Consider the following 13,127-nt stretch of genomic DNA (forward strand, 5'->3'; position numbering starts at 1 on the left):
TTCGCTCGAATCTCGGTGATCCGATATGAATCGACTAAAATCGAAAACACGGTTTCAATCACTTTGCGTTTTCGTTTCATCCACTGTTTCCATGCGTCTGATTGGCGAATTCGCTGATTTTTTCGAACAGGCGTCCAAAAAGCAACTCGATGCTCTTCGTACAGCTTCTTTTGCAGTTTTTGGCTGATGTACCCTTTGTCACCTAGGTTATACGAATGTGGAATTTGTGTCATGACGGTTTCAGCGGCCACCCGGTCGTGACAAGACGCTTCGGTGACGACATATCCCATCGGAAGCCCTTGATCGGTGACCTGCAGATGAAGTTTTAACCCATAGAAAGCAATCCTTTTGGAAGCACAATAGCCAATATCGGCGATTCCACGAAACCGTTTGACGCGATACATTCGGGATGAATGACACAACTCGATCGGCAAGCTGTCCACAACCGCATACGCATGGTGCTGCCCGCGCTTGGCCAGCTGGTGCCGCATCCACTTGATCGCAAAGCCAAGCGCCCGGCAGCGACGGTTGTACCGAGAACGCTCAGGGAACAAGGCCTTGGGAAACAAATTCCCAATCACAAACCGGTGCCAAGCCCGTTCGGAAGTGAAGCCCAACAACTTTCCAAGGACATGGATGGCGATGATGACTTCGTCTTTCTGTTTCAACAAATGACGATTTCGACGTTGAAGAGGAATCTGGATACTCGATAGTTGAGCCGATACAAAGAACAAAATCGCTTCATATTGTTTTTGAAGTTTGGCTCGATCTGTTGTAAAATGAAAGTGCTCTTGCATGTGAATTCTCCTTTTAAATGTTTGGTCGCACTTTCATTTTAAGGAGATCCTCATGCAAGGGCTATTTTTATGCTTGTCTGATTTTATCTAGCACCACGGGTTTGTAAATTGATTTTTTCGTCTTGCTCAATTAACGCATCCGTTCGTATTATGCTTCTGCTATTTTGTAAGTTCTGTTTCTATCAGATTTCTTTTTACATCATAAGTAGTATTTTCTATAATCGTAATTTTCTCGTATTCACCTTCTCTTAGAACGCTTTTGTCCCCTTTCATTAAATAGGTATAGACACCAATAGCAATAAATAATCCGAACGTCCAAGCATTATCCCAGAGAAAGCGAAGGCCTGGAATTAGTAAGCCCAGTACAGGGATGACTACGCCGATCACAAGAGCATAAATTCCGTTTTTATTAAAACCGGTAGCGTAATTGTAACGACCATTAGGTTCATATAACTCTTTAAGATCCAATTGTTTCCGGCGAACAAGCCAGTAGTCTGCAATAGCAATGCCATCAATCGGACCAAGTAAAGCAGCATATGTTCCGAGCCAACCAAATATATAGTTTCCAAAGTTTGACATGATATACCATGGCTGCAACAAAATAGCAAACAGCCCGGTAATAAGAACACCTATTCCAAACGTAATTCGTTTCGGGTATAAATTCTCAACAGCGCGGGCGGGAGCTACAATGTTAGCCCCAATGTTAATGGTTAGGGAAGAAATAACAATCACAATGGCTCCCAAAAGAATAACAAATGGCGGGAACTTAGCAAGCAGTTGTACAGGATCCCAAATCGCTTGGCCGAAAATGACGACAGTTGCTGATGTAACTGCTATTCCAATGAAAGAAAAGACAGTCATCGTAATTGGAAGAGAGAAACTTTGAGCAACCATTTGCGATTTCTGACTTTTAGCGTAACGACAAAAGTCAGGAATATTCAAAGCAAGTGTAGCCCAGAAACCAATAACGCCTGTTAGGGCTGGAAAAAATACTTTTAAAAACTCCCCAGTGGTTTTGAATTTCGATGGCTGCTCTAAAATAGGTCCCCAACCTCCCGAATGAGTGAACGCCCAGACGAGGAGAATGATTGAAGAGATGCCCACGACAGGAGCAGCTATGAAACTTAGTCTTTTAATGGCCTCGGGGCCTTTATAAGCAACCCCTACATTCAGAGCCCAAAAGAAAACAAATACGATAGCCGTATGTCCAGGTAAGTTTCTCCAAGCAGAAAATGAGGCTGCTAACAATGTATCAATCGCACCTGTTCCAATCCACGTATTAATCCCGAACCATCCAGCGGCTACAATCGCGCGGGCCAAGGCTGGAATGTGTGCTCCTTTATCTCCGAACCAAAGCCGTGCAAAAACAGGATACGGAATTCCAAATTTTGTTCCGGCATGTGAATTTAATAAAATGGGGATGAGGACAATCACATTGCCGAGAAAAATAGTTCCAACCGCCTGCCACCAGTTCATGCCTAGAGCAATCATACCACTGGCCATAGTGTAGGAAGGAATGCATAAACACATACCGATCCATAAAGCAGCAAAGTTTAAGCCTTTCCATGAATGTTCCTTAAATGTTGTCGGCCGCAAATCATCATTCCACAATTCACTTCCATTCAGCCTTTTAGCCTCTTCTTCTGTAAGGGTTACAATACCATTTTGTTCAATCTGTGTTTTCATCAAGAACCCCCCTTTTTAAATTATTTGAAGTCTCATGTATGTGTCGGGACGACGATCTCGATAAAGTTCCGTGCATCGCACACTTCTTGAATGACTTGCTGATCGATTTCTCCGATGATAACTTTGTCTCGATCACGGCTCTCAATAGCCATGATGTTGCCACGCAGGTCTGTTAAACAGGATTATCCGTAAAACTTCGCCATGTTTCAAGAAGCTTCTACTTCAACTCGATTCGCAGAAGCAATATTAACATCCGTTTGCTTTTTCATGATTGCGAGGCTTGTTCCGCACAGAAATAAGGGCCAAAAATATTTCTTGCAAACGCACAACTTAGACACCTGATTTTTTTACTTTACGAATAAATGTGATGTGTTCGTCAATCCTTTGACTTTATGCACCTCAATCGCTTCATCCCCGCGAACATCGTATGATGAATGAACTTAGTTTTCACTTTGTCGCCCATATTCATTTCACCCCTATTACTTGATTTTTTAAGATCGAGAATATTTCTGGCTTCTTCCATATCCTTCTTGCCCTACAAATGTCTTATTCTGAATAATACAGGTTCCACGCGAAAGGACAGTGATGACTTCTCTCCGTACTTTCATTCCCTCAACTGGATTGTAATCCACACCCATATGAGTGGGGCTCTTACAGAAATCGTTCTTTTTATTGATGGATTAAAAAGAACTAGGACAGCATCTGCGCCAACAGTAGTTTCATTTTTAGTTTGAATATTCTGAATAATTAAGTTGCTTTTGTAGTTATGATATCAACGGACTGATTTAGGCTCAACCTTCCAGCAACAACCGCTTCCAGAGTATATAAAGTAGGATGGCGATTTTCAATCAATGGCTACCGTTTAGGATTTTAGCAAAATCCCACTCCCAATTTCTTTCTGATCCCTGAAGTGGAAGGAATACATATCTGAACTGCCAGTTTGTAAATTCCCGTTTTTCATACGGTTCCACAGTACATCCTTGTGCCATTCTCTCAAAGCATTGATGACCATACATACTTTGGCATCTTCAAAAACAGATTTTGCTAATGTGCCCCGATCGGGCATGAGGTATTGGCGGCACATCGCTTCCTTGTTTCCGAGCTTCAGCAAGCGGACTTGACGGATACGTGAACAATATAGAGAGGGGTGCCCTGCCCGCCAGAGCAGTTAATGCAATGACTCTGCCTGCCGGTTTTTTGGAGAAAGTGCTGGGCGACAAACACCATTCTCACTATTTAAACCAATACAGGCCAATTGCTCGATTCATTCCTGGAACCTCTTTCGCTTCATCGATGCCTCAGCTTAGCCATTTTGGTACATTTCCTTTATTAGATCGATTCTTTGGTGTTATGAATACTAAAACTTATATATTATTGTATATAATCAAATAACCCCATTCATTGGACAAAATGTAAAATTATTTATATCGTTTGTTATATGTTTTGTATATTTGCTGGAGAACCGACATGGCATCTCAAATGACAGATCTAGGATGCATTCCGTACAATCAATCAATGAATTTCGGCTTTGATATCTGCACAACTTCTAATGGATATCAAAAATCAGGATGTATACTGAATATATCCTGATTTTTGAATACGACAGTTTTGGAGGAGCCCTTATCATTCGATTTTTTGAAAAGAACGTTTTTTGAAAGGCGGTAGTTTTTCATGGCACACACAAAAAAAAGCCCAGCATGTTCGTATCATGCCAGGCTTCTATCTTCGCTGCTCATGATTTTTGTTCTGCCGCCTCTTTATCATTGTTCCGATTTTGATATATTTTTATGATCTCGCATGTATACAAGGAATGACGAACTTGCAAACCATGCAATTAGACCAAAAATAAAACTTACCCACCAATTGTGTGTAAGTTGTAGGGAAAATAACACCATTAATACACAAATCAAACAACCGATCATTCCGTAAACAGATCCTTGCGCTGTTTTTGCCGCTTCTTTAGATCCATACTTCATGCCAACCATCATCACGGCAACGACCATAACAGCTGGGAATGCCGCAAAAATTCCTCCAATCACTTTCCATGGCAACAGTTTTGCCGTTACATAACTTAGTACAACTGCAGAGCCACCAAATAAAAAACGGAAAAATAAATCACGTCCATCCATAACGATCACCTTAATAACTTAGAAATATGTTGAAATAAAAGCATAAACAATAGAAACAAGAAACCATCCAGCTAGCGATTGTGTAAGCCCGCGTTTCCAACCTTTTCTCGTACAAAGATAAACGACCGCTATTGCACACATAATATTTATGAACATCCCAACAATAGCTCCTTGGGATAAAACAATCGACTTTTCCACTAACTCGCTGCCTTTTGCATCTAACCGAAGTGTCAATAACGCCGCGAAAAATACAGCGGGAAATGCCGCGAAAATTCCTCCCATTTTTGATCCTAATTTTCTTGAAACGATGGTAGAAGCAACGACCGCTCCTCCACCTAATAAAAATCGAATAATGATTCCACTAACCGATAATATCCCCAAAATGGATCCTTCCTTTCTGTGATGTACAATCCAACATGATGAATATTATTTTTATATATTTATTTGTGATGATTTTCACGTATATATTGTAAACGATGCTAGCCTAAACACTTATGAACTTTTATTTAATTTTTTGATTGTAACGCTTACACTTCCAAATCTATGACAAATATTTGAACAAAACTTAATGGTTTCAAAGTCTTTTCTTACTTTCGACCATGACACTCATTATTTTTATTTTTATATAATTTACAGTAAATCCATTTAGCCATCTTCTGAACAACAAAAGTATAGCAACTTATGATGGAAACATTTTTGGTTTGCCTTCTCAAAAACAAAACAGCGCTGACCCGAACAGCATGGACCGTTCAGGTCGGCGCCGATACGAATTGCGATCCAACTTCAATCGCGATCTGCATCACCACGGGATGGTCAAGTTAAGCGGCGGCTCGCCGAGTACGTCAGCCAGCTGCTGTTTGATATCGGCTAATGCCTCCGGTGACGTGGCTTCGGCGCGCAGAACAAGGATAGGCTGCGTATTCGACGGACGCACCAACCCCCAACCGTCTCTGAACTGGATGCGGGCACCGTCCACGTCTACGACCTCGTTAATGCTCGCAAACCGCTGTTTGACCGCGGCGATGGCTTCCGCCTTCTGCTCTTCCGGACAAGGCACGCGCGTCTCCGGAGTGGCGTGATATCGAGGCACGTCGGCAAACAACTGCGACAGCTTGCGGTCATCGTTGGAGAGAATGCGCAACAGCCGCCCCGCCGCGTACAGGGCGTCATCATAGCCGTAGAACTCGTCATTAAAGAACAGATGTCCGGACATTTCTCCTGCAAACGGAATCTCTGGCCGGCTGCGCAGCGTCGCCTTGATGTGTGAATGGCCAGTGCGATGGAAGAACGGTTTGCCGCCAAGCCGTTCGATTTCTTCCACCAACGCCTGAGAACACTTGACCTCGACCGGCGCTTCGGCTCCCGGATAGCGGCGAAGAATCTCGCGCCAGAATAAAATCATCAGTTGGTCGCCCCAAAGAATGTTTCCTTCCTCATCGACAACACCCAGCCGGTCACCGTCGCCATCAAATGCCACACCAAGATCCGCCTTTTCCCGTCGCACCACGTCAATTAAATCCTTCAGATTTTCCGGCACCACCGGATCCGGATGGTGATTAGGGAATGTCGGGTCGGATTCGCAATACAAAGGTATGACCTCGCACCCCCATGCCTCCAAGGCTTTCGGTGCAATCGTCGAAGCGGTCCCATTGCCGCAATCAACCACTACCTTGAGCTTGCGCGCACCCAACTGGATCTTGTCTTGCAGCATTTGCAGATAGGCCGGCTCGATGTCAAGCGTCTCCACATATCCTTCCTTCCACGAGTCGCTGCGGTTGATCCCTTGTGAGTTGAGAATCCGTTCCATCGTCCGCCGCAGCTCCTGGATGCGCTCGCCATAAATAGTAGTCTTATTCATCGCAATCTTAAAACCGTTTTCGTCGCCCGGATTGTGGCTGGCGGTGACGATGATGCCGCATGGCACATTGGTGTACTCAAGGCTGTAGTAGAACATCGGGGTTGTCACCTGACCGATGTCGATCACCCGGCACAACGCCTGGCTAAGCCCTGCAATCAGTGCACGGTGTAATGCCGGCGAAGAGATGCGGTTGTCGTGGCCAACCACCACCTTCTGTTCACCGGCTTGCCGGACCATTTCCGCAAACGCCGCTCCTAACAAGTAGGCAAAATTCTCGTCCAGTTCCTCTCCTGCGCGCCCGCGAATGTCGTACTCCTTAAACACGTGCGGTGGCAGAACGGATTGTTGTGCCATCGAAAAGCTCATCGAGAACCACCCCCAACTGCAAGGATTTTGCCATGGCTTCCGTCAACAGATAGGAAAGTGTCGACTCTGCGCCCCGGTTCAGATTCGGCCCGTCCGGGGTAAGGCCGTCACAGCAACTCCCATCGCTCGGATCGACGAGGGGAATGCCGAGGTCGTTGTCGCCGTAAAACCAATCGCGACAGCGGCGAACGACTTCTCGGTACGCGTCGTCTCCCAACACCCGATAGGCCTCGCGCGCAGCCAAAGCCAATTTCATCACGTCGATGGGCTGTTGATCCCAGTCCGCACGCCGATGGCCGTCACACCAACCGCGATTGCCGATGGGACGGATGACACCATCGCGACCGCTCATCTTATCCACCAGGAAGTCGAGGCTCTCCTTGGCTGCTTCTAGCGTATCGACGCGTCTGTGGTACCGATAGGCTACAAACAGCGCCCACGGCAATAGCCCATTGGCGTAGGTGATTTGCGGCTCAAACCACCGCCAGTCATCCGTCCTGTGCGTGCGGTAAGCATCGAGCAAGCGCTGCTCGAACACGTCCGCCAGATTGATGAGATCGGCTTCAGTCACTCCAGAAGGCAAAGTCGAACCGTCTCTTCGCTTAGACAGCAGCAGGCAACAAGTTGCGAGACCCCAGGCCTGGCCGCGCAAAAACTGCAACTCGCCGCTGGCCGAAAGCGACCGGCGCAGGATCTCGGCGGCCACGCGACGCCGGGCAGCGTCTTCGAGATTCAAGTACGCCGCTGCCGCCGCCCATAGGGAGCGGCCCAGACAGTCGTCCGAGCGCGACTCTGATTCCGGCATCCGGTTAAAATAAAAGTTGTTCTGAAACCAGCCGTCCTCCCTTTGCGCCCAAAGCAAGAAGGCCAAGTACCGATCCAGCAGCTGGTATAGTCTTCGTCGTTCCGCGGATTCATCGTCTCTAAGCAGATCCAACCACTCCATGCACGCCCAGATGGCGCGCGCGTTGTCATCGGTCGAGTAACCTTCTTGCCGGCGCGGGATGCGCCCGAGGCAATGCTCGAGCAACCCCGTGTCGTCAGTCATGCGTTCCAGATGATCGAACTTAACGACTGACGGGGACAATAGGCTTCACCTCTCCTTCACTCCGCTCTGCAGCCTTTGCATCATCGTCCGTTTCGCTGCAGAGCTTCGCAAACAGTTTCAGGTATTGTTCGCCAACGTGTGGCCAGTGCGTCGCTGCACCGATCTGTCTGATCTTCTCCTCCCATTGCCGCATAGTTGCTTCATCCGCTAACAGCCGCCGCAGTTGCCGCTCCCAAGCGGCAGTGTCGCCATACGGCAACAGCAGTTCCTCACATCCGCGCAGCAGGTCACGGGCATGTTCATATGGCGTCGAGAGAACCGGACGACCCACGCCAACCGCATAGGCCAAGGTGCCGCTGGTAATTTGCTGCATTCCCGGATATGGGGTGACGTAAAGATCACACGCTGTCAAGTAGTCGATCAGTTCCTCCTCGCTGAAATAGCGATCAATCATCCGTACGTTCGCCTCCAGCCCAAGGCGACGGATCATCTCCTTTAACTCCTCGCGGTATGCTTCCCCCTCGCGCTTTTTCACTTCAGGGTGTGTCTGTCCGGCAATGACGTATAGAGTCTCTGGCACTTTGCGGACCACTCCCGGCAAGGCAGTGATCACCGACTCGATGCCCTTGCCGCGACTGAGCAATCCAAAGGTGAACATGACCTTGCGCCCCTCGAATCCCAGGCGACGGCGGAGGAGATCCCGATCCTCGCCACTTGGCTCCGGTGCACCGTGCGGAATGTAGAAGATTTTACGCTCCGGCAAGTTAAACGCTCTGGTCAGATACGAAATCGCCTGACGATTCATAACCACGATAGCGTCGCTCGCATCAGCGATTTGTTGCTGAATACGGCGATAAGGCGGTTGAGGATCGGCAAAGATGGTGTGAAACGTCGTGACGAGCGGCTTCTTCAGGGCATGGACGAAGTCGAGTATGTATTCACCCGCTTCGCCTCCGAAAATGCCAAACTCGTGCTGCAGGACCACCACCGAGACATCGCTGCGGTTGACCTGTTCCGCCATCTGCGTGTAAGCCGCACGGTCCTGCGCCGGTAAAGGCCAGAACTTCGGATCGTTTCGATAGGCCGAGTCGCCATCGGTTTCGTTATAGAGTACAATCACCGGATCAACATCGCGCCGTTTGCCGGCGATGCGCACGCTGTTGAGAAGATGCTCGGTGAATGTGGCGATGCCGCAACGACGCGGTGGAAATGTACTGACGTATGCGATCCGCTTCATGCCTGCATCACCTCTTTCGGTTGGTTGATAATGGAATTATTGAATACCTCGCCGGCAGGCGCCACGGTCCGATACCCGAAAATGCTGTTGCTGAGGCGGCTGCCCTCACGCACGACTGAACGATCCCAAAGGATGGAGTGCGAGCAATGCACGCGGGCACCGATGCGGCAGTTATCACCAATCACCGCGTATGGACCAATCACCGCCTGGTCGCCTATCTTCACATTGTTCCCAATCAACACCGGCGGCACCAAGAGGGAACCGGAACCGAATTCGACGTTTTCCCCTGTCCAAACACCAGGCTGAACCTGACGCCCTTGCATGGAAAGAGGAAAACGTCGGTCGAGCACATCCCAATGAACCTGGCGGTAACGGGCCGGAGTCCCCATGTCGCGCCAATAGCCTTGGCTTACCATACCATATACGCCGGCGCTTTCCCGAATCAGACGCGGGAACGTTTCACGCTCAATAGAGACCTCACGTTGCGCCGGGATATAACGCATGACCTCCGGTTCTAGTATGTACAAACCGGCGTTGATCCGATTTGACGGCGCCTCCTCAGGGCGAGGTTTCTCAATAAAACGCAAGATCCGTCCGGCATCATCCTGTTCAACTACTCCGTATGAAGAAGGGTCTTCTACTTCTGTCAGCGCAATAGAGGCGATTCCACCATGCTGGCGGTGAAACTCAAGAAGAGGAATCAACTGCGGCAAGTGGACAATGTCAGCGTTGACGACCAGGAACCGCTCATCGAGCAATCGCTCCGCATTCTTGATAGCTCCTGCCGTCCCCATCGGAAACGGTTCGAGAGCGTACTCAATCTTCACTCCCCAGCGCCGTCCGTCTCCGAAGTAACGGCGAATCACATCCGAACAGTGGTGCGCGGCTATAACAAACTGATCGACGCCTTGTTCATGTAGATAGGTGATGAGGTGTTCCAACCATGGGCGATTCGCAATGGGTGCCATTGGTTTCGGCAGATTTTCAGTTAATGGACGTAGACGTGTACCTAAACCTCCAGCTAACAACAATGCTTTCATTTTGTCATCCCTCCCATTAGTTTCGAGCTTCATAGGGTTCACTTAATATTATGAAGGCCGAAACAGATGGATGATGAAAAAATGAAAGAAATGAAAAAATAGATGAGAGATAAGTTGTTAGCACTCAATATATCTGGTTGCTAATAATAGTATACATAATATTCCATCATGATGGCAAGTAAAATGCTTTTTAGTATAATCGCCGCGGCATCGATGTCGTTTGGGTGGATCACACCGAGTTTGCTTAGTAATGCTACTGCAGTTGCGGAACAATTCTACCGTTCCGCGACTTTAAGTGCCGCCCATGCTGAAACGGACGCAAAATGAAGAGCGTCAGAGGCCATCTTTGCAGTATAATACAATTGTCAACATAATATAGATTAATAGGGATTCATTCGTGATAAAGGAGGAGAAGACGCGATGCCTTATCCGCTCCCACCATACCGCGTGGGTATTGCCGGCGCAGGCGCTTTTGCTGCGTTCTTGGCCGGCGCGCTCGCGCCGTTGCCTGAATTTCAATTGATAGCCGTCGCTGGCCGTACTGACGAAAAGCGCCAGCGCGTGCTGGCCTCCTATCGCCACCGTCGATCCGATGTGGCTGCCCCGCGCGAATATCGGGAAGCGGCCGAACTCATCCGTGATCCGGACATCGACGTGGTGATCTTGACGACACCGCCCCATCTCCACGCACCGCTCGGCGAACTGGCATTGATGCAAGGTAAGCACCTACTGCTGGAGAAACCTGGGGCACTGACTTCAGCGGCGCTGAAAGACAATGTCCGGCTCGCCGCGAAACAACAGCGCGCGCTCGCCGTCAACCTAGTCTTGCGCTACAACCCGTTGGTGGAAGTGGTCGAATGGATGCTCCGTCACCATTTGTTAGGTCGTGTACACCACGCCAGTCTCCACAACGCCGCACACCGTGTCGCAGCCGGGCATTGGTTCTGGAACCGCGAACAGAGCGGAGGCATCTTCATCGAACATGGGGTTCACTTCTTCGAAGTCGGCCGGCACTGGTTTGGCGAACCTGAAGATGCGCGCGGTTTTGCTGTAACCGAAGCGAACGGCGAGCAGTCACGCGTGTGGGCGAGTGTGATTCACCGCAGCTGCACGCGTCAGGACTATGTACAGGAAACGCAAGTGCCGACAAAAAGGGCAGGCGCCGAACTCCTGCACGAGTACGTACCGGTTCAGTACTACCATGGATTCACAATGGAAGCGGACGCTCCCGAGTCGACGCAGTGGGAAGTCCACTGTGCTCAAGGGCGGATTGTGCTTGAAGGCTGGATTCCTCAACGGCTATACGTCGAGGGCATGCTCACGGCAGAACAGGCGGAACAGATCGACGCCCTGCTTGACACCGTGCCTACGCAACCAGCGGCAGACGCTGGAGAACGGGTACGGGCATGGGCCGCATCGCGGTTGTCTCCTAGTGCGTCGATGTCCGATCGTGCATCCTCATCTTTCGTTTCCCGCCTACCGTATCGGCGGACATTGTCATTGGTTGATCGGCAAGGATGGTATGAGGCGATGGCCCAGGCCCGCTTCCTGGACTTATGCCGGATGATCCAAGATCCGAACTGGAGCGGACTGGTGACGCCCGACGACGCCGTATCCGACCTAGCTCTGGCCGAAGCCTGCATAGCTTCTAAAGTCTGGCAAGAGAACGGAGTGCAGAACTCTTCATCCAATCAGACGAGACTGCTTTAGCTGGATTCGTATTCGCACACGACCATCTTCCTCTCCGAACATCACGACTGTTGGGCGTACAAAAAACCGCCAACCAGGCGTTTCGCTGGTTGGCGGTTTCGGTTTTTTATGGTTCTGGCATTGGAAATCAAAACCACGCTATCATTTTCCTTTGCACGACTGCATTATACCTGCAGGAGCTTTTTCCACTCGCATAATCATAAACTGAACATCTTTCATGACGAAGCTAAATTTTAAGAACCGATCAATAAAATGAAAATAAAAAATGCAAATAGTTAGGTCTCTTATATCCTTTTGCACCCATGCTGGTTAGCATGGCTAGCTATAGCACAAACAAACATTCTTTATAATAAAAGAGGGAATATCTCCTTTCGGTTGTCTGTTCTCCGAATATTCAATCGCCCTAATTTTAATAAAATAAGCACTTGTACAATCAGACTTATATCTTTCTCATATTTTAAAGTAACTTAATTCAAAGGAGATGAAATACATTATCGGAACATTGGTAATATTGTGATAGTAATCATAAAAAAGAAAAATGTAATTGTAAACAGGTATGTAGATGTAAAAATTTGCATGTGACGGTGCATGGACCTGCAACACAAGGACCTCCAGGGGCCGGCGCTATCATTCCGTATGCATCTGGAATAGCTCCTGTTGCACTATCTACAGTTGATGTTGCAGGTGTAATAGTTAGTACTGGAGCTATCGTTGGATTCGGAAGTTCTGCGCCAACTACTGATATTAATACAGGAACACTAACTCTAGGTGTCGGTGCCGGGAACATCCCTGACTTCGCGTTTGTGGTTCCTCGTGCCGGAACCGTCACATCCATATCTGCATTCTTTAGTGCTACAGTGGGTATAACTTTAGCTGCAGCTGGAACAGTTCGAGCAGAATTATGGAGAAGTACTACTGGAGGTGTACCTGATCCAGCTAGCAACACCTTTACTCCAACAGGCGTTTTTGTAGATTTAGTACCAGCCTTCGACCCTGTAGTTACCGCTGGCAATACTGCAGCTGGTACTGCCCCGGCGGCATTACCGGTAGCTGCAGGTGACAAACTATTACTGGTTGTTTCCTTAAGAACATCTGGACCTACTCCAATTAATATCGGTGTCCTTACAGGTTTTGCAAGTGCGGGTGTTGGAATCAGTTAATTTCAATAGCCCGCGACCTAGTCGGCACAAAAGGGAGACATCCTCATAATGAGGGTGCCTCTTTCTTCAGTTTCTTGTTTCCCCGATTTTACACCA

The 13,127-nt window shown here is 48.5% G+C and carries 11 protein-coding genes; 3 read left to right on the forward strand and 8 right to left on the reverse strand.

Annotation, left to right across the window (positions count from 1 at the left end):
* From GCA01S_RS07800 to GCA01S_RS07840, 8 genes are all read right to left on the reverse strand, one after another.
* Positions 1–797: IS982 family transposase (locus GCA01S_RS07800; RefSeq protein WP_042408808.1), on the reverse strand; the 797-nt coding region annotated here is incomplete at its 3' end.
* Positions 798–956: 159 nt separating this feature from the next.
* Positions 957–2,483 carry an NCS1 family nucleobase:cation symporter-1 gene (locus tag GCA01S_RS07805; protein ID WP_042408810.1) on the reverse strand — a complete coding sequence of 509 codons (1,527 nt, stop codon included), beginning with the start codon at positions 2,481–2,483 and terminating at the stop codon, positions 957–959.
* Positions 2,484–4,243: 1,760 nt separating this feature from the next.
* Positions 4,244–4,612 (reverse strand): DUF3147 family protein, encoded by a 369-nt coding sequence (locus GCA01S_RS07815; protein WP_042408812.1) that lies wholly within the window; start codon positions 4,610–4,612, stop codon positions 4,244–4,246.
* Positions 4,613–4,630: 18 nt separating this feature from the next.
* Entirely contained in the window at positions 4,631–4,993 is a 363-nt protein-coding gene (locus tag GCA01S_RS07820) for a DUF3147 family protein (RefSeq protein WP_042408813.1), read from the reverse strand.
* Positions 4,994–5,411: 418 nt separating this feature from the next.
* Positions 5,412–6,836: a phosphomannomutase/phosphoglucomutase gene (locus tag GCA01S_RS07825; protein WP_042408816.1), complete on the reverse strand. Its 1,425-nt coding sequence runs from the start codon at positions 6,834–6,836 to the stop codon at positions 5,412–5,414.
* Positions 6,787–7,923, reverse strand: coding sequence for a YyaL domain-containing protein (locus GCA01S_RS07830; protein WP_042408819.1), 1,137 nt, complete (start codon positions 7,921–7,923; stop codon positions 6,787–6,789). Before GCA01S_RS07830 ends, GCA01S_RS07825 begins: the two co-directional genes overlap by 50 nt.
* Positions 7,904–9,121 carry a glycosyltransferase family 4 protein gene (locus GCA01S_RS07835; protein WP_042408821.1) on the reverse strand — a complete coding sequence of 406 codons (1,218 nt, stop codon included), beginning with the start codon at positions 9,119–9,121 and terminating at the stop codon, positions 7,904–7,906. The genes GCA01S_RS07830 and GCA01S_RS07835 overlap by 20 nt, the downstream gene beginning before the upstream one ends.
* Positions 9,118–10,161, reverse strand: coding sequence for a sugar phosphate nucleotidyltransferase (locus tag GCA01S_RS07840; RefSeq protein WP_017434360.1), 1,044 nt, complete (start codon positions 10,159–10,161; stop codon positions 9,118–9,120). Before GCA01S_RS07840 ends, GCA01S_RS07835 begins: the two co-directional genes overlap by 4 nt.
* 183 nt (positions 10,162–10,344) lie before the next feature.
* Between GCA01S_RS07840 and GCA01S_RS20080 the strand changes: the two genes are divergently transcribed.
* The 3 genes from GCA01S_RS20080 to GCA01S_RS07850 all read left to right on the forward strand — a co-directional run bounded on the left by GCA01S_RS20080 (position 10,345) and on the right by GCA01S_RS07850 (position 13,031).
* Positions 10,345–10,488, forward strand: a complete 144-nt coding sequence (locus tag GCA01S_RS20080) for a hypothetical protein (RefSeq protein ID WP_155835557.1) — start codon at positions 10,345–10,347, stop codon at positions 10,486–10,488.
* 93 nt (positions 10,489–10,581) lie between these two features.
* A complete protein-coding gene (locus GCA01S_RS07845) occupies positions 10,582–11,871 on the forward strand; it encodes a Gfo/Idh/MocA family protein (RefSeq protein ID WP_042408824.1) in 1,290 nt (429 codons plus the stop codon).
* Between the two features lie 578 nt (positions 11,872–12,449).
* Positions 12,450–13,031 (forward strand): exosporium glycoprotein BclB-related protein, encoded by a 582-nt coding sequence (locus tag GCA01S_RS07850; protein WP_223845360.1) that lies wholly within the window; start codon positions 12,450–12,452, stop codon positions 13,029–13,031.
* The last annotated feature ends 96 nt before the right edge of the window (positions 13,032–13,127 follow it).

Source organism: Parageobacillus caldoxylosilyticus NBRC 107762 (genome assembly GCF_000632715.1).
GTDB classification, from domain to species: Bacteria; Bacillota; Bacilli; order Bacillales; family Anoxybacillaceae; genus Saccharococcus; species Saccharococcus caldoxylosilyticus.

Bases quoted from the DNA above. Each gene is read 5' to 3' on its own strand.
- GCA01S_RS07805 (WP_042408810.1), bottom strand. From the start codon at position 2,483: ATGAAAACACAGATTGAACAAAATGGTATTGTAACCCTTACAGAAGAA.
- GCA01S_RS07815 (WP_042408812.1), bottom strand. From the start codon at position 4,612: ATGGATGGACGTGATTTATTTTTCCGTTTTTTATTTGGTGGCTCTGCA.
- GCA01S_RS07825 (WP_042408816.1), bottom strand. From the start codon at position 6,836: ATGAGCTTTTCGATGGCACAACAATCCGTTCTGCCACCGCACGTGTTT.
- GCA01S_RS07835 (WP_042408821.1), bottom strand. From the start codon at position 9,121: ATGAAGCGGATCGCATACGTCAGTACATTTCCACCGCGTCGTTGCGGC.
- GCA01S_RS07840 (WP_017434360.1), bottom strand. From the start codon at position 10,161: ATGAAAGCATTGTTGTTAGCTGGAGGTTTAGGTACACGTCTACGTCCA.
- GCA01S_RS20080 (WP_155835557.1), top strand. From the start codon at position 10,345: ATGCTTTTTAGTATAATCGCCGCGGCATCGATGTCGTTTGGGTGGATC.
- GCA01S_RS07845 (WP_042408824.1), top strand. From the start codon at position 10,582: ATGCCTTATCCGCTCCCACCATACCGCGTGGGTATTGCCGGCGCAGGC.